15 protein-coding genes are annotated in these 20,006 nt (G+C 70.8%); 10 read left to right on the top strand and 5 right to left on the bottom strand.

From position 1 onward, the window contains the following. The first annotated feature begins 6 nt into the window (after window positions 1–6). Entirely contained in the window at window positions 7–4,311 is a 4,305-nt protein-coding gene (locus AC1DVI_RS08435; RefSeq protein ID WP_476957569.1) for a response regulator, read from the top strand. Window positions 4,312–4,333: 22 nt separating this feature from the next. Here the strand turns inward: AC1DVI_RS08435 and AC1DVI_RS08430 are convergent, their stop codons facing one another. Together AC1DVI_RS08430 and AC1DVI_RS08425 are read right to left on the bottom strand one after the other, a co-directional pair. Next, window positions 4,334–4,591: a substrate-binding domain-containing protein gene (locus AC1DVI_RS08430; RefSeq protein ID WP_476957568.1), complete on the bottom strand. Its 258-nt coding sequence runs from the start codon at window positions 4,589–4,591 to the stop codon at window positions 4,334–4,336. Between the two features lie 176 nt (window positions 4,592–4,767). Further along, window positions 4,768–7,122: a hypothetical protein gene (locus AC1DVI_RS08425; RefSeq protein WP_476957567.1), complete on the bottom strand. Its 2,355-nt coding sequence runs from the start codon at window positions 7,120–7,122 to the stop codon at window positions 4,768–4,770. A 196-nt stretch (window positions 7,123–7,318) separates the two neighbouring features. Here AC1DVI_RS08425 and AC1DVI_RS08420 point away from each other — a divergent pair, with 196 nt between their 5' ends. From AC1DVI_RS08420 to AC1DVI_RS08380, 9 genes are all read left to right on the top strand, one after another. Continuing rightward, the gene (locus AC1DVI_RS08420) at window positions 7,319–8,068 is read left to right on the top strand and encodes a GntR family transcriptional regulator (RefSeq protein ID WP_476957566.1); all 750 of its coding nucleotides are present in this window, start codon (window positions 7,319–7,321) and stop codon (window positions 8,066–8,068) included. 121 nt (window positions 8,069–8,189) lie between these two features. Beyond that, window positions 8,190–9,326, top strand: coding sequence for a PepSY-associated TM helix domain-containing protein (locus AC1DVI_RS08415; RefSeq protein WP_476957565.1), 1,137 nt, complete (start codon window positions 8,190–8,192; stop codon window positions 9,324–9,326). A gap of 7 nt (window positions 9,327–9,333) precedes the next feature. Then, window positions 9,334–9,792 (top strand): hypothetical protein, encoded by a 459-nt coding sequence (locus AC1DVI_RS08410; RefSeq protein WP_476957564.1) that lies wholly within the window; start codon window positions 9,334–9,336, stop codon window positions 9,790–9,792. Continuing rightward, entirely contained in the window at window positions 9,789–10,106 is a 318-nt protein-coding gene (locus AC1DVI_RS08405; protein WP_476957563.1) for a hypothetical protein, read from the top strand. Before AC1DVI_RS08410 ends, AC1DVI_RS08405 begins: the two co-directional genes overlap by 4 nt. A 22-nt stretch (window positions 10,107–10,128) precedes the next feature. Then, complete coding sequence (locus tag AC1DVI_RS08400) at window positions 10,129–10,680, top strand: DUF6162 family protein (RefSeq protein ID WP_476957562.1); 552 nt, start codon at window positions 10,129–10,131, stop codon at window positions 10,678–10,680. Next, on the top strand, window positions 10,677–11,597 hold the full coding sequence (locus AC1DVI_RS08395; RefSeq protein WP_476957561.1) for a metal ABC transporter solute-binding protein, Zn/Mn family: 921 nt from the start codon (window positions 10,677–10,679) through the stop codon (window positions 11,595–11,597). The genes AC1DVI_RS08400 and AC1DVI_RS08395 overlap by 4 nt, the downstream gene beginning before the upstream one ends. After that, window positions 11,594–12,322, top strand: a complete 729-nt coding sequence (locus AC1DVI_RS08390; protein WP_476957560.1) for a metal ABC transporter ATP-binding protein — start codon at window positions 11,594–11,596, stop codon at window positions 12,320–12,322. Before AC1DVI_RS08395 ends, AC1DVI_RS08390 begins: the two co-directional genes overlap by 4 nt. Continuing rightward, window positions 12,319–13,209, top strand: coding sequence for a metal ABC transporter permease (locus tag AC1DVI_RS08385; protein ID WP_476957559.1), 891 nt, complete (start codon window positions 12,319–12,321; stop codon window positions 13,207–13,209). Before AC1DVI_RS08390 ends, AC1DVI_RS08385 begins: the two co-directional genes overlap by 4 nt. After that, window positions 13,206–14,069, top strand: a complete 864-nt coding sequence (locus AC1DVI_RS08380; protein WP_476957558.1) for a metal ABC transporter solute-binding protein, Zn/Mn family — start codon at window positions 13,206–13,208, stop codon at window positions 14,067–14,069. The genes AC1DVI_RS08385 and AC1DVI_RS08380 overlap by 4 nt, the downstream gene beginning before the upstream one ends. A gap of 156 nt (window positions 14,070–14,225) precedes the next feature. On the opposite strand, the gene AC1DVI_RS08375 is transcribed toward AC1DVI_RS08380, so the two are convergent. The 3 genes from AC1DVI_RS08375 to AC1DVI_RS08365 are packed head-to-tail and all read right to left on the bottom strand — an operon-like array spanning window position 14,226 to window position 19,797. Next, window positions 14,226–16,175 (bottom strand): MacB family efflux pump subunit, encoded by a 1,950-nt coding sequence (locus tag AC1DVI_RS08375; RefSeq protein ID WP_476957557.1) that lies wholly within the window; start codon window positions 16,173–16,175, stop codon window positions 14,226–14,228. Beyond that, on the bottom strand, window positions 16,172–17,389 hold the full coding sequence (locus tag AC1DVI_RS08370) for an efflux RND transporter periplasmic adaptor subunit (RefSeq protein ID WP_476957556.1): 1,218 nt from the start codon (window positions 17,387–17,389) through the stop codon (window positions 16,172–16,174). Before AC1DVI_RS08370 ends, AC1DVI_RS08375 begins: the two co-directional genes overlap by 4 nt. After that, the gene (locus AC1DVI_RS08365) at window positions 17,389–19,797 is read right to left on the bottom strand and encodes a TonB-dependent siderophore receptor (RefSeq protein WP_476957555.1); all 2,409 of its coding nucleotides are present in this window, start codon (window positions 19,795–19,797) and stop codon (window positions 17,389–17,391) included. The genes AC1DVI_RS08370 and AC1DVI_RS08365 overlap by 1 nt, the downstream gene beginning before the upstream one ends. Between the last annotated feature and the right edge of the window lie 209 nt (window positions 19,798–20,006).

Below are 20,006 nucleotides of genomic sequence, written 5' to 3'. Positions count from 1 at the left end.
CTGCGCATGGCCAATCAGACCGACATCTCCGCCGCTCCCGATTTCCTCGCCAGCGGCGGCGAGATGGGCGCCCAGATGCGCGCGTTCGACTGGGCGTCGACGGTGCTCGGCCCGCCCGAGGACTGGCCGCGCAGCCTGAAGACGGCGGTGCGGATCATGCTGACCTCCCGCCAGCCGATCTGGATCGGTTGGGGCAGGGACCTGATCTATCTCTACAACGATGCCTACAAATCGATCATCGGCGGCAAGCATCCCTGGGCGCTCGGGCGGCCGACCTCGGTCGTCTGGCGGGAGATCTGGGACGACATCGGCCCGATGCTGGCGACGGCCATGACGGGCGACGAGGGGACCTACGTCGAGGGGCAGCTCCTTGTCATGGAGCGCAACGGCTATCCGGAGGAAACCTACTACACCTTCTCCTACAGCCCTGTCCCCGACGACGACGGCAGCCCCGGCGGCATCATCTGCGCCAACTCCGACGACACGCAACGGATCATCGGCGAACGGCAGCTCACCCTGCTGCGCGATCTGGCGGCCGGCACCGCCGACGCCCGGACCCTGCCGGAGGTGTGCGAGCGCAGCGTCCAGGCGCTCGCCACCAACCCGCGGGACATGCCCTTCGCGCTGCTCTATGTGGCCGAGCCCGATGGGGCCAGGGCCGCCCTCGCCGGGACCTGCGGCATCGGACGCGGCCATCCGGCGGCTCCGGAAACGCTGGCGGTGGACGGCACGTCGGTGTGGCCCTTCACCCCGACGCTCCATGACCCGGTGCTGATCGGCGATCTGGCGGCAAAGTTCGGCGCCGACCTGCCGCCCGGCGTCTGGCGCCGCCCGCCGGCCCAGGCCGCGGCGATCCCGATCCCAGCCAGCGGCGAGGCGGGGCGGGCCGGCCTTCTCGTCGTCGGCCTGAATCCGTTCCGCCTGTTCGACGACGGTTACCGGCGCTTCCTGGGGCTGGTGGCGGGGCAGATCGCCGCGGCCATCACCAACGTCCAGACCTACGAAGCCGAGCGTCGGCGGGCCGAGATGCTGGCCGAGATCGACCGCGCCAAGACGGTGTTCTTCTCGAACATCAGCCACGAGTTCCGCACGCCGCTGACCCTGATGCTGGGGCCGCTCGAGGAGGTGTTGCAGGCCGAGCCGGAGCGCATGCGGGACCATCGCGAGGACCTGATGGTGGTCCATCGCAACGGGCAGCGCCTGCTCAAGCTCGTCAACGCGCTCCTGGATTTCTCGCGCATCGAGGCCGGTCGGACCCAGGCGCGCTACGAGCCGACCGACCTCGCCGCCTACACGGCGGAACTGGCGAGCGGCTTCCGCTCGGCTTGCGAGCGGGCCGGGCTGCGCCTCGTCGTCGATTGCCTTCCGCTCCCCGGTCCGGTTCATGTCGACCGCGGCATGTGGGAGACGGTCGTCCTCAACCTGCTGTCGAACGCCTTCAAGTTCACCTTCCAGGGCGCGATCGCGGTTTCGCTGAGGCCGGTCGGCGAGGGCGCCGAACTCCGGGTGAGCGATTCCGGCACGGGCATCCTCGAATCCGAGCTGCCGCGCTTGTTCGAGCGCTTCCACCGGGTCGAGGGCGCGCGGGGGCGCAGCCACGAGGGCACCGGCATCGGCCTCGCCCTGGTCCAGGAACTCGTCAAGCTGCACGGCGGCACGATCCGGGTCGAGAGCGAGATGGACCACGGCTCGGTCTTCATCATCACCGTGCCGTTCGGCACCGCCCATCTGCCGCAGGAGCGCGTCCTGTCGGAGCCGACCGGCGCCGCAGCCGGTCTGCGCACCCAGACCTACGTCGAGGAGGCGCTGCGCTGGCTGCCCGGCTCGGCTGCCGCCGAAGGCGAGGGGGCGGACCCGTTCACCGGCCCGTTGGAGGCGGTCGTGGCGCTGGAGACGGGCGCGTGTCCGCGCCTCCTGCTGGCCGATGACAACGCCGACATGCGTGACTATGTGAGCCGCCTGCTGAAAGGCCGCTACACCGTCGAGGCGGTGCCCGATGGCCAGGCCGCCCTGACGGCGATCGGCGCGAACCGTCCGGATCTCGTGCTGACCGACATCATGATGCCCGTGCTGGACGGCTTCGGCCTGTTGCGCGCGATCCGCGAGGATGCCGACCTGCGCGACCTGCCGGTCATTCTGCTGTCGGCCCGCGCAGGCGAAGAGGCGAGCGTCGAGGGGCTGTCGGCCGGCGCTGACGATTATCTGGTCAAGCCGTTCTCGGCGCGCGAGCTGATCGCCCGTGTCGACACCGCCCTGTCCATGGTGCGCCTGCGCCGCGAGGTGGACAACGCTCTGCGCGAGAGCGAGGCGCGCTTCCGCAATCTCGCCGACCACGCCCCGGTGATGGTCTGGGTCACCGAACTCGACGCCTCCTGCACCTATCTCAACAAGTCGTGGTACGAGTTCACCGGCCAGACTCCCGAAACGGGGTTGGGCTTCGGCTGGCTGGACGCGATTCATCCCGACGACCGGCAGGCCGCCGCGGACGTGTTCCTGGACGCCAACGCCGGACATGAGCCGTTCCGGCTGGAGTACCGGCTGCGGCGCACCGACGGGGTCTACCGCTGGGCGATCGACGCCGCCGCCCCGCGCTTCGGTTCGGACGGCGGGTTCCTCGGCTACATCGGTTCGGTGATCGACATCACCGAGCGCAAGGAGGTCGAGGACGCCCAACGGCGGCTGAACGACCTGCTGGAGCAGCGCATCGCCTCGGCGATCACTGAGCGGGAGCAGGTCGAGGCGCAGCTTCGCCAAGCCCAGAAGATGGACGCGGTCGGCAAGCTGACCGGCGGGGTGGCGCATGACTTCAACAACCTTCTCCAGGTGATCTCCGGCAACCTCCAGCTCCTGACGAAGGACATCGCGGGAAACGACCGCGCCGAACAGCGGCTGCAGAACGCGCTGAGCGGCGTCAGCCGGGGGTCGAAGCTGGTCGCCCAACTCCTCGCCTTCGGCCGCCGCCAGCCCCTCGCCCCCCGCGTGGTCAATCTGGGCCGGCTCGTCCGTGGGCTCGACGAGATGCTGCGCCGCGTGCTCGGCGAGGGCGTCGAGATCGAGACCATGATCACCGGAGGCCTGTGGACCACCTTCGCCGACGAAAGCCAGGTCGAGAACGCTCTGCTCAATCTGGCGATCAACGCCCGCGACGCCATGGACGGCCACGGCCGGCTGACCATCGAGGCCGGCAACGCCTTCCTCGACGATCCCTACGCCGCCCGGCACGCCGAGGTGACGCCCGGCCAGTACGTCATGCTGGCGGTGACGGACACCGGCTGCGGCATTCCGCCCGACGTGCTGGACCACGTTTTCGAGCCGTTCTTCACGACCAAGCCGGAGGGGCAGGGCACCGGCCTCGGCCTCAGCATGGTCTACGGCTTCGTCAAGCAGTCGGGCGGGCACGTCAAGATCTACAGCGAACCCGGCCAGGGCACCACGGTCCGCGTGTATCTGCCGCGCGCGCATCAGGCGGAAGACGTCGTGACCGTGATCGACACCGGGCCGGAGGCGGGCGGGTCGGAAACCGTGCTGGTGGTCGAGGACGACGACGACGTGCGCGCGACCGTGGTCGAGATGATGGCCGAACTCGGTTACCGCGTGCTCAAGGCGCGGGATGCGCAGAGCGCGCTGGCGATCGTGGAAAGCGGCGTGCCGATCGACCTGCTGTTCACCGACGTCGTCATGCCGGGGCCGCTGCGCAGCCCGGACCTAGCGCGCCGCGCGAAGGAGCGGCTGCCGGGGATCGCGGTCCTGTTCACCTCGGGCTACACCGAGAACGCGATCGTGCATGGCGGGCGGCTCGATCTCGGCGTCGAGCTGCTGAGCAAGCCCTACACCCGCGAGGCGCTGTCCCGCAAGGTCCGGCATGTCCTGCGCAACCAGCAGCAGAGGTCCGAGGGCCAGCCCGGACGGCTGGAAGCGGCACCGAAGCCGTCCGGCGAACCTGCGCCGACGCCGGTGGACGGCCGTCAGGGCTTGCGCGTGCTTCTGGTGGAGGACGATGCGCTGATCCGCCTCGTCACGGTGGAGATGCTGACCGGCCTCGGGCATTCGGTCGCCGAAGCGGGCAATGCCGAGGAAGCCTTGTCGATTGCCGAGACGCAGCCCGTCGACGTGCTGCTGACGGACATCAGCCTGCCGGGGATGTCGGGAGGGCAGTTGGCCGCCGCGCTGCGAAAACGTCTTCCGGCGCTGCCGGTCGTGTTCGCATCGGGGGCCGACCGGGCGCCCGATGGCGGCGTGCATCTGCCGAAGCCCTACGACGATGCGGCCTTGGCCGAAGCGCTGGGCAAAGCGATGATGCCGTCCCGCTGAGCGGCCTTCCCGTCGCCGGAGACTACAGCCGTGCCGACCCCCGGCGTACCAGCCAGGGGGCCGGACGGTGCAGGACCGGCCCGGCTTCCGGCTCGGCAAGGCGGCGTTCCAGCATGCCCATCAGCGTCGTCACGATGCCGTCCACCGGGTTGTGGACAGTCGTGAGAGCAAAGTTGGGCCAGGCGGCCATCGGCACGTCGTCGAAGCCGATGATCGAAACATCCTCCGGCACCCGCAGGCCGAGCGCGGTGCGCGCCGCGTCCAGCGCGCCGAAGGCCATGACGACGCCGATGAGGTTGGTGCGCTGAGTCGTCAGGCTGCGCGCGATGGCGTTCGGACGGTAGGCCGGACGCTCCGCCGCTTCCAGAGACGGGGCGGAGCGTCGTCCGGGCGACCCTATACCCGGACACCTTCCGTCCCGCCACTACGGACTTGGCAAGGAGCTGAGCGGAGGGCTCACGGCGTCAGGAACAGGGCCGAGGTCCAGACCCGCGACTGGTCGCGCTGGCGCGCGGTCAGGAACAGCGGATGCTCGCGTCCCGGCGCAAGGCCGAGGTCGGCGAGCGGGATGCGCCCGGCGAGGTCGCGGGGCAGCGGCACCTCGGTGACGCGCTCCACCGTCACCTCCAGCTCGGTGCCGGGCAGCACGCGGGTGACCCGCCCGGCGCCCGCGTCGGCCAGCAGCGTATCGCCGTCGATGTCCAGCACCGCCTCCGGGGCGTGCGGGTTGGGCGGCGGGGTCAGCGGATTGCCGACCTTCACGTAGGTGCCGATGGCCAGCCGCACCTGGATGCGCGCGCCGGCCAGCCGCGACAGCGCCAGTTCCACGCCGTCGCTGTCGCCGTGGGTGACGGTGCGGATGGCGACGGTCGTCGCGTCGCGGCGCCAGCAGCCCTGTTCCGGATGGTCGAAGCCGAAGGGCTCGACCCGCTGCACGGCGGCGCCGGTGACGGTGATCCCGCCGTCCCAATAGGCGCCGCGGTAGCGGTCCTTGATGCGGGCGCCGCCCAGCCGCAGGCGAATCTTCGTCTCCGACAGGCCGAGTTCGCAGTGCAGGTCGCGCTCCCAGACCAGCCGGTCGCCGTCGAACAGGCGCAGGTTCTCCCAGCCCCGGTCGCCGAGCAGGCGGTAGTCCAGCGCATCGCCGTCGGCACCCTGCACCACCTCGCCCATCCAGCGGTCGCCCAGCCGCAGGCTGGCGAAGCTGCGCTCCCCGGTCGTCGCGAAGGTCCGCCGCGCCCGCAGCGCCCGGCCCACCGAGGCGCGGTCCAGCCGGTCGGCGAAGACGCCGGTCAGCCCGCCGCGCGCCCCGAACACCGCGGTCGCCGGCGCTCCGCCGCCGCATCGCCCCTGGTGCTCGTCGCTGCTCGCCGAGGCGCCGAGCCGGTAGCCGCGGGCCAGCGCCTCGGCATAAACCCAGTGGAACTGGCCCCAGGCGGACCCGATCTCGATCAGCCGCTCTAGCTCCGGGTGGTGCCAATCGAGGTTGCAGCGCCGACCGCCGACATGGGGGATCAGCAGATGACCCTCCGGATCGTCCCGGTAGGCGGCGTAGAGGTCGTCGAGCGGCCAGGCGCCGGGGCGCAGCGCGCCGCGGGTCGACTCGTTCCACTCGAAGGAGCGCACCGGCTGGCCCCGCCCGTCCGCCGGGAAGCGCGGCGGACCGTCGCGCAGGAAGATCACGTTGTGGTCGCCGCCCGCCGCGGAGTTGCCGCACCACTCCGTGCCGGGGTAGCAGACGAAGCGGTCCGGCTCGTTGTAATGGTCGATCAGGCCCACCGCCTCGGTCCAGGCGCGCTCCGTCACGTTGAAGTCGTTGGCGGTGTAGCCCAGCACGTCCAGCCCGGCCACGTCGCGCCCGTAGGACAGGTTGTAGGCGGTATCGTTGGTGCCCACCGTGTCGTTGGAATGGACGTGCAGGTCGGCGTAGACGGCGCGCAGCGCCCCATCCTCGGCGGTGACGAAGGCTTCGGCGGGGGCGAGGCCCGGCACCGTTGCGGCGATCCGCCATTCTCCGGCGCCGAGGTCGAGCGCCTCGCGCCGGACCAGCCAGCCGTTCGCCTGGGGATCGGGGGCCAGCGCGACCGTCCGTGCGCTTTCGCCCTCCGACCCGGTAACGGTCAAGGTTGCGTCCAGCGTGGTGTCGAGGCAGCAGTTGCCCCAGGCGTCGTCTGCGCGCAGCAGCAGCGACGCCGGACCGGGGGCGATCAGACGCGGCGCGACCAGCCGCAGGGCGGCGGGAACGCCCGGCACGATGTCGATCACGCAGTCGCCCGGCACCTCCGCGTATTTCTGGCTGCCCAGCGGGTCGATGAAGACGCGGAAGCGGAAACCCTGCTCGACGAAGGTCTGCACCCGCGTGCCCGGCCCGCCCTGGCGCCGGTCGCCCAGCCGGATCACGATGCGGTCACCGGGATTCAGGTAGCCGTCGATCACATCGATGACGATGGCCTTCTGGTAGGGCCGCTCGTGCCCCTTCTGGTCGAAGCGCACCTTCAGCGCCTGCACGGTCGCCGGGCTCTGCCCCGGCACCAGCGGCCCGGCCTCATACTCGGCGGAGACGAAGTTGGCCGCCGTGGGGTCGCTGGTCTGGAACAGCGCCCAGTCCGAATAGAACTTCATCGCCAGCTTGATCCCCGCCCCGTCGGCGAGTCCCGACCCGCCAACCTCGTAGGCCAGCGTCACCTCGGTCCATTCGCCGGCCACCAACGTCCGGTGGGAGCAGGCGGTGGCGCCGAGGAAGGGACGGGCCTTGTTCCGCTCGTAAAGGCCGGCGGGGGCGATGTGGCCTGTGGGGACGGGATCGGTCATGGGACGGGACCTCGGGCAAGGGGGCGGCGCGCCGCAACGGCTAATACATTGCATAACAAGTTTGATAATACAATATAAGGCATGTAAGGTGCCCCACCGGATAGCGACGTGTTCAGGGAGGATCGACGTGCTTGAGCCGGCCGGATTCCGGTGGCATCAAGGCGCGGACACGATCGCCACGGGCGGGGAGGGGACGGTGGCCCCGAAGCGGGACAGTTTGGTGCGGGACAGTTTGGTGCGGGAGAACGCGACGGCCCTCTACCGGCAGATCGCCGACCGCCTGCGCGAGGAGATCGCCGCGGGCCGGTTCGAACCGTCGGGCCGTCTGCCGAGCGAGAGCGAGATCGGCATCCGCTTCGCGGTCAGCCGGGTGACGGTCCGCCTCGCCCTCGACCGGCTGGAGACGGAAGGGCTGATCGAGCGGCGGAAGGGCAAGGGCACCTTCACGGCGGGCAAGCGGGTCCGCCATCCGCTGGACCGGCTGCGCAGCTTCCACGAATCCCTGCGCCTCCAGGGGTTGAACGCCAGCATGCGCCACCTGTCGGCCGGGATGACCGCCACGCCGCCGGACCTGACGGGCCAGTTCGGCCCCAACTGCCTGGAGGTGCGCCGCCTGCATCTGGTGGACGGGGAGCCGGTGGCGCTGGGGCGCAGCCTGCTGTCGGCGGAACTGGCCGGCGTCGATTGGGCGGCGGCGGGAGAGAAGCCGATCTACGCCATCCTGAGGGAGGTCACCGGACAGCCGGTGGTCGGCGCCGACGTCGAGGTCAAGGCCGAGGCTGCGGGCGCGGCGGCCGCCGAACCGCTCGGCGGGGCGGCGGGGATGCCGGTGCTGGTGATGATCCGGCGATCCTTCTTCGCGGACGGCGCCTGCGCCGACCACGCCGTCTTCCACGTCCGTCCGGAGCGCTACAGCTTCGTGCTTTCCCACCGCTGGGAAGGGTGAGGCGGCCGCTGCATCACCGGCCTGAAAACGATAATGAGAATTCTTCGCATTTGGGGGTGAGGCGGGAGGCGTGCCCGTTCGTCTGAGCAGAAGGACCGGTGGTTCCTTCGGAGAGGACGAGATGAGCGTTGGCAAGTCGCGCACGCGGCTGTGGTTCCTGTGGCACTCCTGGTTGGCGATGCCCCTCTGGGCATTCCTGTTCTTCGTCAGCCTGACCGGGACCATCGCCGTGGTCAGCACCGAGATCATGTGGCTGGTCAACCCGGCCATGCGGGCGTCGGGTGCCGGGGAGCCGCTGCCGGCCAGCGCGCTGATCGCCGCCGCCGAGGCCGCGGCGCCGGGCGGGCGGGTGAGTTCGCTGAGCTGGGGCGGTTCGCACATGGCGGTCGGCGCCCGCATGGCGATGCCCGACGGAACCTCCACCACCGCCTGGGTGAATCCGGTCAGCGGGGCGGTGCAAGGGCTGTCCACCGGCAACTCGTTCCAGAGCTTCTTCCGCGCGCTGCACGGCTGGCTCATGACCTTCCCCGTGGGCTGGTACCTCGTGACCCTGCTGGCCGTTCCGCTCCTCGGGTCGCTGGTCACCGGGCTGGTGGTCTACAAGCGGTTCTGGAAATCCTTCTACCAGCCGCGCATCCGCTGGCGGCAGGCGCCGCGCGTGATGTGGGGCGACCTGCACCGCGTCGCCGGGACGTGGTCGATCTGGTTCATCGCGGTCATCTCCGTCACCAGCCTGTGGTTCCTCATCTATATGATGCTGTTCCACCTCGGGATGGGGCTGGGCGGCGGGAAGGCGCCGGTGCTGCTGGCCCGTGAGCAGATTCCGGTCGCCGCGACCGCGCCGAAGCCGGACGTCGACGCCATCATGGCCAGCGCCATGGCGGCCCTGCCAGACATGCGGCTGCGCTACCTGTGGCTGCCCGGCACCGCCTACGACCCGGCGACGGTGGCGGGGTCCAGCGGGCAGGTGCCGTTGCTGCCCGACTATGTCCGGGTGAATCCCTTCACCGCCGAGGTGATCATCATCGAGGGCGGGATGGATGCGGCATCCGGCATCGAGCTGACCCGCACCATCATGCGCGCCCTGCACACCGGCGATTTCGGCGGCCTGCCGGTCAAGCTGGTGTGGTTCGCCTTCGGTCTGCTGATGACCACGCTGGTCTTCAGCGGCATGCTGATCTGGATGAAGCGGACCGCCCGCGCCACGGTCGAGGCGGTGCGGGGGCTGCGCTTGGCGGAGGGGTCGTCCAATGCGTAAAGACTCAATGCGTAAGCTTTGGCAACGCGGCAGGTTCCATCTCAGCGCCCTGATGATGCTGGTGCCGCTGCCCTTCCTTCCCGACTATTTCAGCCCGAAGCCGATCTTCGTCCCGCCCGAGATCCGCCGCGACCTCACCGTCGGTACCTTCCCGGTCACGCTGGCGACCTACGACGAGACACCCCGCCGCATGCCGACCGGGGAACGGATGAAGGAATTCCGCATCCACCTCCGCCCCGCCGACATCGACCGGGTGCGCGGCGTCTTCCTGCGCGTCGGCAAGCCGCGCAGCCTGCGCACCGCGGGCGCGCTCGCCTTCGGCAACCCCTATGAGCGGGAGGCCGACGTGACCGTGCCTGACGAACTGGCCGGCCGGGAGGAGTTGTGGGTGACGGTGGAGGACTGGAGCGGCGGGGTGCATCAGGCGTCCCTGCCGCTGAGCGAGATTCTCGGAGGAAAACGATGAAGACCCCCCGCGTGCTCGCCCTGGCGGGGCTGCTCGCCCTGTGCGCCGCCGGTGCGGCGGAGGCCCATTACCCGATCTGCGAATGCCGGATGGTCGAGGGCGACACGGTGCAATGCACCGGCGGCTTCTCCGACGGGTCGAAGGCGCCCGGCGTGGTGCTGGACGTCATCGCCTACGACGAGCAAGTGCTGGTCAAGGGCAAGCTGGGGCCGGACTCCACGCTGTCCTTCCCGCGCCCCGCGCAGGACTTCTACGTCCTGTTCGACGCCGGCCCCGGCCACACGGTCGAGATCGAGCACACGGCGATCAAGTAGCGCCCCCAGCGAAGCCGGAATCATGCATCACCAGATCGTCCGCCGCGCCGGGGCCGAGCGCGAGACCCTGTGGGTCCTGCTGGCCGCCGGCGCCATTCTCGTCTCCGCCGCCCTGGCGGTCGGGCTGCGCGCCGCACCGGACGCGGAAGCCCCGCTGGCCGCCCACCTCATCGACTCCCGCACTGGCCTGACCGCCGCCGAGCAGGGCCTCCACGCCGACCTGAAGGCGGCGGGGGAGGAGATCGCCGCCCTGCGGACGGCGGCGGGCAGGGCGCCGACGCCGCAGGAGCTGGCCGCCGAGGCCCTGCCGCCCTTCGCCGCCGACCCCAGCGCCGCGGCGCGCGGCGGGCACTCCTGGACCCTCGCCGCGAGCGGCCACGGGATTGCCTACGTCGGCGTCTCCGCCGCACCGGAACTGGCCGGGTCCCTGGTCCTGCGGCTGGACGGCCATGGCGCCGAGATCTGGCTGAAGCGCGCCGCCGAAGCCCCGCCCGCCCCGCCGGAGGACGCGGCCCTGACCGCCGCCGGCTGGAAGCGGATCGTCTCCACCTTCACCGCCGGGGTGACCCGATGAGCCTCCTTCCCAACCGCCGCCTGATCCTGGCCGGCGCCCTGGCCGCCGCGGCCATGCCGGTTCGCGCCTTTGCGGCTCCCGCCGGGCGGCGCCGGTTCGGCGTCACCCTGCACCCCTACTACTCCTACGTCGCCAACATCGTCGGCGACGCGGCCGAGGTGGTGCCGATCATCCCCGCCGGCTTCAACCCGCACGCCTACGAGCCGCGCCCGGAGGACATCCAGCGCATCGGCGGGCTGGACGCCATCGTGCTGAACGGCATCGGGCACGACGATTTCGCCGGGCGGATGATCGCCGCCTCGGCGAAACCGGCGCTGCCGGTGGTCGAATCCAACGCCGACGTGCCTCTGCTTCCCGCCGCGGGAATGGCGGCGCGGGCGGCGGGGAAGGTGGTCAACCCGCACAGCTTCCTGTCGATCACCAACTCGGTCCTCCAGGTCTCGACCATCGCGCGCGAGCTGGGGCGGCTCGACCCGGACAACGCCGCCGCCTACGCCGCCAACGCCCGCGCCTATGCCCGCCGCCTGCGCCAGTTGCGGGCCGACGCGCTGGCGAAGCTGGCGACGGCGGGCACCGCCAGCCTGCGCGTCGCCACCATCCACGGCGCCTACGATTACCTGCTGCGCGAGTTCGGGCTGGAGGTCTCCGCCGTCGTCGAGCCCGCCCACGGCATCGAGCCCAGCCCGGCCCAGCTCGCCGAGACCATCGCGACGATGCGCAAGCTCGACGTGCAGGTGATCTTCTCGGAGCTGAACTTCCCCAGCGCCTATGTGGAGACGATCCGGCGCGAGACCGGCATCCGGCTCTACGCCTTCTCCCACATCTCGCACGGCGACTACGCGCCCGACCTGTTCGAGCGCGAGATGGCCCGCAACCTCGACACGCTGGTGCTGGCGATGGCCGAGGCGGCGCCGTGACGGGTCCCGCCATTCTGTTCGACGCGGTGGACCTGACGCTGGGGCGCACGGTAATCCTGGACGGCGTGTCCCTGCGCGTTGCGGCGGGCACCGTTCACGCGCTGGTCGGCCCCAACGGCGGCGGCAAGTCGTCGCTGATCCGCGCCCTGCTCGGTCAGGCGCCGCACCGCGGGACCATTCGGCTCGACTGGCCGGGCGACGGGCCGGGGACCATCGCCTATGTGCCGCAATCGGTCGAGTTCGACCGCGGCCTGCCGCTGACGGTCGAGGATTTCCTGGCCGTGCTGTGCCAGCGCCGTCCCGCCTTCCTCGGGCCGGACCGCCGCATGAACTACGGCGCGGCGCTGGACCGCGTCGGCATGGCCGGCAAAGCCCGCCGCCGCTTCGGCGCCCTGTCCGGCGGCGAGCGGCAGCGCGTCCTGCTCGCCCAGGCGCTGATCCCGGCGCCGGACCTGATCGTTCTGGACGAGCCGATGACCGCGCTCGACGAGGCCGGGATCGCCATCTTCGAAACGCTGCTGGCCGATCTGTCCGTCGCCGGGACCACCGTCCTGTGGGTCGAGCACGATCTTGCCCAGGTGCGCCGGCTGGCGACGCGGGTGACCGGCCTGAACCGGCGCGTGCTGTTCGACGGCGCCCCGCTGGAGATGCTGTCGCCGGAGCGTGTGTTCGACCTGTTCTCCGCCGTTCCCCGCCGTGCCGGAGCCGAGAGGATCGCGTCATGAGCTTCGAGGCGTTGCGCGCCCTGGTCCAGGGCTGGGCCGGGGCCGGGCTGTTGCCCGCCGGCTTGACCCACGGTTTTCTCGTCAACGCCCTGCTGTCCGGGCTGGTCATCGGCCCGGTGCTCGGCGGGCTCGGCACGCTGGTGGTGACCAAGCGGCTGGCCTTCTTCTCAGAAGCGGTCGGCCACGCCGCGCTGACCGGCGTCGCCATCGGCATCCTGGTGGGGGAGCCCTACACCGGCCCCTACGCCAGCCTGTTCGGCTATTGCCTGCTGTTCGCGCTGCTGGTCAACTACACGCGCAACCGCAGCAACCTGACCGCCGACACGCTGATCGGCGTCTTCCTGTCGGTGTCGCTGGCGCTGGGCGCCAGCCTGCTGCTGATCCTGGCGAGCCGGGTCAACATCCACATCCTGGAGAATGTGCTGTTCGGCTCGATCCTGACGGTGGACGACCGCGACCTGACCGTGCTGCTGGCGGTGGCTCTCGGGGTGACCGCGCTGATGCTGCCGCTGTTCAACCGGCTGCTGCTGGCCAGCTTCAACCCGGCGCTGGCGCGGGTGCGCGGCGTGCCGGTGAAGGGGCTGGACTATCTGTTCATCGTGCTGGTGACCGTGGTCACCGTCGCGTCGGTCAAGATCATCGGCGCCATCCTGGTGGGAGCGCTGCTGGTCATCCCCGCCGCCGCGGCGCGGGTCGTCGCCTCGTCGCTGCGCGGCTTCTTCCTGCTGTCGGTCGCCTTCGCCAGTGTGGCGGCGGTGGCCGGCATCCTGCTGCCCGTGCATTTCGCCCTGCCGGTGCCGTCGGGCGGTGCCATCATCCTGGCGGCGGGGCTGCTGTTCCTGGGCGCGCTCCTGGCGCGCCTGTTCATGAAAGGGGAAGAGGGATGAAGCGCGTCACGCTCGCGGCGCTCCTGCTGCTGTCCACGGTGGCGGGCGCCTCCGCCGAGACGGTGCTGGCCGGGCATCCGGTCACCGCCGGGCTGGCCCAGGCGCTGACGAAGGGCACGCCGGTGGCGGTGGAGGCGGTGGTCCCGCCGGCCATTCCCATGGGGCGCCAGCACGCCTTCCTGAGCGGACGCGGCGAGGTCAAGCTGGCGGAGGCCGCCCGCAAGGCCGACGCGGTGCTGACCCTGCGCTCCGCCTGGGCGGAGGACCCGCTCTATCCGCTGGCGCGGCGGGCCAACATCCGCCTTGTCGAGATCGACGCCGCCCGCCCGGTGGACGGCGCCTTGCCGGGGATCGCGGTCAACGGCGGCGCGGCCTTCCCCTGGCTGGGCATCGCCAACGCCGGGCGGATGGCCGACATCCTGGCCGCCGACCTGCGGCGCCTGTACCCCGGGTCGGCGACCGTCATCGACGCGAATCTCGCCGCCCTGAAGCGCAGGTTGCTGACGGTCTCGTCCCGGTCGGCGCAGGCGTTCGCCGCGTTGCCGGACCCGTCGGCGGCGGCGCTGTCCGACCGCTTCGCCACGCTGGCCGCCGATCTCGGGCTCGATCTGCGCCGGGTCTGGACCCGCGACGATCGCGACTGGACGCCGGAGGGTCTGGCCGAACTGACCGCCACCCTGAAGGCCGAGGCGATTCCCGTGGTGCTGCACCACCGCCAGCCGGCGCCGGACATTGTCCAGGCTGTGGCGGACGGTGGCGCCCGGTTGATCATGCTGGACAGTCTGGAGAGTGGTCCGCCGATGGCGATGGACACGGCGCTGGCGCGGATGGCGGAGCAGGTGGAGGCGGGGCTGCGGTGAGGGAGGCATTGCCTCCTTCCTGAAGCTCATTGCCCCCTCCCTAACCCTCCCCCGCTATCGCAGGGGAGGGGACTTTCTTCTCCCTCCCCTGCGAAGCGGGGGAGGGCCGGGGTGGGGGCAACACCCCGACACCTTTACACCCTTAAAAACCCCCGATCACTCGCTCGCCAGCGCCGCCACCGGGTCGAGCCGCGCGGCGCGGCGGGCGGGGATCAGGCCGAAGACCATGCCGGTGAGCACGGCGGAGGCCACCGCCCCGGCGATCGCGGTCGCCGTGAAGACCACCGGCATCGCCAGCAGCCCGATCACCGCGCCGCCGGCCAGCCCCAGCGCCACCCCGACCAACCCGCCCAGCCCCGCCACCAGCGCCGCCTCCATCAGGAACTGCCGCTCGATGTCGGCGGCGCGGGCGCCGACGGCCATGCGGATGCCGATCTCGCGGGTGCGCTCGGTCACGCTGACCAGCATGATGTTCATGACCCCGATGCCGCCGACCAGCAGCGTGATGACCGCGGCGCAGCCGAGCAGCAGCGTCATGGTGTCCTGGGTCTCCGCCGCCGCCTGGATGCGCGCGGTCCCGTCGTGGATCTGGAAATCCTCCTGGCCGTGACGCTCGGAGAGCAGGGCCTTGATGGCGTCGCGGGTCTGCGCGATCCGCCCCACGTCGTGCACCGAGACGAGGATCAACTCCAGGTCCGGCTTGCCGATCAGCCGTTGCACGCCGGTGGACAGCGGCACGAACACCCAGTCGTCGGTGCTCTGGTTGCCGGTCAGGTCGCCCTTCTGCGCCATCACGCCGGTGACCAGGAAGGGGATGTTGTTCACCAGCACATGCTTGCCCAGCGGCGACTCCCCGCGCGGGAACAGACGTTCGGCGACACGGTGGCCGAGAACCGCCACCGCCGCCCCGGCCCGCTCGTCGGCGCGGGTGAAGAAGGCCCCCCGGGCGACCGGCCAGCGGTGGGTCAGCGGCAGCGACGCCGAGGTCGCCAGCCCTTCGGTGCGGTGGTCGATGTTGCCGTGGCGGACCATCACCGGCGCGGCGAGGAAGGGCATCACACTCTCGACGTTGGGCAAGTCCAGGATGGCCTCGCCGTCCGCCTCGGTCAGCGGCGTGGCCGGCAGGCGGGGATCGCCGCTGCCCGCCACGACATAGACCAGATTCACCCCCAGCGCGCCGACCCGCGCCATCACCGCCTGCTTGGCGCCCTCGCCGATGGCGAGCAGGGCGATGACCGAGGCCACGCCGATGACGATGCCGAGCAGGGTCAGCGCCGTGCGGAAGCCGTTGGCGCCCAGCGAGCGCAAGGCCGCCGACAGGGCTTCCCCGGCGTCGGTCCACAGCGAGGCGCCGGCGGCCGCGCGCTCCGCCGGGGCAGGGGAGGGGTCCGCCGGTGACGGGGCCGGGCGGCCGCTGTCGGCGACGATGCGGCCGTCGCGCATTTCGATCACCCGGCCGGCGGCCTCCGCCACCTTGCGGTCGTGGGTGATGAGGATCACCGTGCGCCCGGCGGCGGACAGCTCGCGCAGCAACGCCACCACCTCCGCCCCGCTGGCGCTGTCCAAAGCACCGGTCGGCTCGTCGGCCAGGATCACCGGGGCGTCGTTCATCAGCGCCCGCGCGATCGATACGCGCTGTTGCTGGCCGCCCGAAAGCTGGTTGGGGCGGTGATGGCGCCGCTCCTCCAGCCCCAGGCGGCCGAGCAACTCCACGGCGCGGCCTTCGCGCAGCGGGGCGGGCAGGCCCGCGTAGCGGCCCGGCATCTCGACATTCTCCTGCGCCGTCGTGCCGGGGATCAGATGGTAGTGCTGAAAGACGAAGCCGAAGCCATCCCGCCGCAGCGCCGCCCGCTCGTCGCCCTCCAGCGCCGTCACGTCGCGCCCGTCGACGCGGTAGCGCCCGGAGGTCGGACGGTCGAGCCCGCCGAGGATGTTCATCAACGTCGATTTGCCGGAGCCGGAGCTGCCGACGATGGCGACGAACTCCCCCGCCTCGACGGTCAGGGAGACGCCGCGCAGCACCTCGACCGCCAAGCCGCCGCCGCCGGGGCCGCCGCTGATGTAGGTCTTGCGGATGTCCTCCAGGACGAGAAGCGGGCCGCTCACAGCCGGAACCCGATCTTGGGCGGGCGGCCGTCGTCGGTTTTCCAGCCCACCACGATCCGCTCGCCTTCGGCCAAACCTTCCAGGATCTGGGCGTTGAAGCGGTCGCGCACCCCGACGCGGACCTCGCGCGTCTCGACCGCGCCACCGGCGCCGATCAGCGTCACGCGGTGCCGTTCCGCCAACTCGTCGGCCGGGGTCAGGGCGGCGACCGGAACGGTGACGGCGTCCTTGGCCGCGGCGGCCACGAAGAAGACTTGGGCGGTCATGTCCGGGCGCAGCTCCCCCCGGTCGTTGGCGATTTCAAACAGCGCGGTGTAGAGCACGACGCTGTTGGCCGCCCCGCCGCCGCCGGACGCGGACGAGCCGCCGTTTCCGGTTGTGGGCGGCTTCGGCGGTGCTGGCAGAATTTCATGCAAGCGCGCGGTCCAGCGCCGCCCCGGATGGCCGAGCGTGGTGAAGTAGAGCGGCATGCCGTCCGTCAGCCGTGTCACGTCGGCTTCCGACACCTGGGTCCACACGGTCATCGCCGACAGGTCGGCGATCCGCATCAGGACCGGCGCCTCGTAGGCGGAGTTGATGGTCTGGCCCTGGCGGGCGTCCACCGCGATCAGGGTGCCGCTCATCGGCGCGTAGATGCGGGTGTAGCCGAGCTGCGCCTCGTCGGCCTGAAGGGTCGAGTCCGTCTGACGGATCTGCGCCTGGGTGGCCTCGACCTGGGCGGCGGCGATGCGCGCCTCCATCCGGGCCTGGTCGTAGGCCTCGCCGCGCCCCGACCCGCTGCGCCGCAGCGTCGCCTGACGGGCCAGCTGGGCCTCGGCGAAGTCGGCGCGCGCCCGCTGCTCGGCCAGAAGGGCGGTCAGGCGGGCACGCTCGGCGCGCCCGGCCTCGACCTTGGCCTGTTGCAGGGCGGGGTCGATCTCGGCTAGCAGATCGCCCTCGCGGACCATCTGCCCGACCGTCACGTGCAGCCGGGTCAACTGGCCGGACACCTGGGCGCCGACGTCGACGTAGGCGCGCGGCTGGATCTTGCCGAGCGCCGTCACCGTGTCCTCGACCGTGCCGCGGCCGACCACCGCGACCTCCGCCGAGGCGGCGGGATCGGCCGGGCGCAGCAGGGCGGCGGACGCCAGCCCGCCGAGCACCAGCGCGGCGGCGGCGAGGCCGCGGCGGGCACGACGCCGGGAGCCGGAGGCCGCCGCCCGCCGCGCCGTCATCACCACGTCGCCCGCAAGGACAGCAGGACGTTGCGCGGCTGGCCGTAATAGCCGTTGGTCTGGATGCTGCTCAGGTACTTCTCGTCGAACAGGTTGTTGAGGTTCAGCGTGGCCGCCACCTTCTCGGTGATCTGATAGCGCGTCATCAGATCGACCACCGCGTAGCCGTCCCGGTCATACCGCAGGGCGCCCGTCCCGTTGTGGATGTCGCCTTCCCACTTGATGTTGCCGCCCACCGTCACGTGGTCCAAGGCGCCCGGCAGCCGGTAGGTGGTGAACAGCTTGAACGTGTCCTGCGGCACGTAGGTCATCATCCGCTGGCCGTTGGCGTTCTTGACCGTGGTGTGGCTGTAGCCGCCGCCGACCTGCCAGCCGGCCATCACCTCGCCGGCCACTTCCAGCTCGAAGCCCTTGCTTTCCGCACCCTTGACCGCCCGGTAGGCCTGCCCGCCGTCGGGGGTGAAGCGGCCGGGATCGACCTCGCCCAGATTGTTTTGCTTGATCAGGAACACGGCGGCGCTGGCGTTCAGGGCGCCGCCGAAGAACTCGGCCTTCACGCCGGCCTCGTAGGCGTCGCCGTCCAGGGGGTCGAGGGTCTGGCCGCTGACATCCTTGTAGTCCTGCGGCTTGAAGATGCTGGTGTAGCTGGCGTAGACCGACCAGATGTCGGTCACGTCGTAGACGATGCCGGCGTAGGGCGTGAACACCCCATTCTCCGACCGCTTCTTGACGGTCGCCACGCCTGTGTTCGGATGGCTTTTCTCGTCCTGCGACCAGCGGCTGATGCGGCCGCCCAGGATGAAGGACAGGGCGTCGGTCGGGCGCAGCCGGGTCGCGGCATAGGCGGCCATCTGCCGTTCGTCCGTTTGCGACCAGCCGGTCGGGTTGAGCGTCGGCTGGGCGATGTTGCCGTTCCAGGTGAAATAATTGGGGATCGAGGTGTCGTAGCCGGTGATGTACCAGAGCGGGTAGTCGAGCCCCTTGCGCTTGGCGTAATAGCCGCCGACGCCGGCCATCAGCTCGTGCTGCCGTCCGAACAGTTCGAAGGGTCCGCTGACGTCGGCGTTGACCGAGGTCTGCTCCAGATCCGAGTTCCAGCGGCCCGGCCAGATCCCCATGCCGGACCCGTCCCGGTTCAGGTTGCCGCGCACCGCGTAGCCGAGCAGGCCGTCATATTCGCGGTTGTTGCGCTCCACGTTCAGCGTCGCCGTCCAACCGTTCCCGAAGCGGTGCTTCAGGTCGCTGAAGACGGTGAGGTTGTCGTGCATGAAGTACGCCCAGTTGGCGCCGCTGTTGTAGGACCGCGGAAAGTTGGTCTTCGTCCCGTCCGCGTAGAACAGCGGAAAGCCGGCGCGGGAGGCGTCGTCGGACCGGTGCTTCTGGTACTCGACGCCGACGCTCCAGGTCGTGTCCTCGGTGACGTCGGCCTCCAGGATGCCGTAGAGCACCTTCTTGCGCTCGTGCAGGCGGTCGATGAAACTGTCATTGTCCTGATAGGCGCCGACGACGCGCCCGCGCAGGCGGCCGTTCTCGACCAGCGGACCCGACAGGTCGGCCTCGCCGCGGTAGCGGTTCCAGGAGCCGATCTGCCCCTCGGCGTAGCCCTGGAGGACCGGGGTCGGGCGCTTGCGGACCATATTGACCGCGGCGGAGGGATCGCCGACTCCGTTCAGCAGGCCGGTCGCCCCGCGCACCACCTCGACGCGGTCGAACACCGCCATATCGGAGATGGAATCGTCGAAGCCGTAGACGGTCGAACGCGGAATGCCGTCCACCTGGAAATTCTTGACCGCGAACCCGCGCGAGTAGATTTCGGTGCCGTCGCTGCCCAGCGCGCCGGCCTGCAACCGCGCCACGCCGACCGTCTGGTCGAGGACGTCGCGGATCTCGTTCAGCCCCTGGTCGTCCATGCGCTGGCGGGTCATCACGCTGACCGACTGCGGGGTCTCGCGCGGGGACAGGTTCAGCTTGGTGGCGCTGTCGGTCGTGCCGGTGGTGTAGGAGCCGGTTCCCTCGCTGCGGCCCGGATCGCTGGAGATGCCGCCCTGCACAGTCACCGGGTCGAGCACCGTGGCACTGCCCGCATGGGCCGGCAGTTTCTCCAGCGTCACCGTGTCGGCGTCGACGAAGCGCGCGATCAGGCCCGTGCCGGCCAGCAGGCGGATCAGCGCGTCCTGTGGCGCCAGAGTGCCCGTCACCCCCGGCGAGGAAACGCCCTGCGCGATGTCGGAGGGGTAGAGCACCTGAAGGCCGGTGGCCTGCCCATAGGCGGCGAGCACGCCCGGCAACGGTCCGGCGGCGATGGCGAAGGAGACGGTCCGGCCCTGCTGGGCCACCTGAACGGGTGTTTCCCCGGTCGTTGCGGGCGCCGCCAGGGCGCCGTGAAGCGCAGTCGATGCCAGCAGCATGCCCAACAGAGCCGGAGTCCAGCCACCCCGTACCGCTTTCCCGCGCACTTCTTTCCCCTGCGCCGTCTGCCCCCGCAGCTGACGCCCCCCACCATCGATCATCACCAAGACCCCGTCATTTTGCGAATGAGTTGCATTTTCGTGTATGCAAACCATGACGATGCCCGGTGGGAACCACCTCACCCCGATTTGGAAAAAATTCGATGCGA

Source organism: Azospirillum sp. P4_B5, assembly GCF_056402275.1.
The sequence above is the reverse complement of the archived record's forward strand: the minus strand, read 5'-3'. Positions and strand labels throughout refer to the sequence as shown.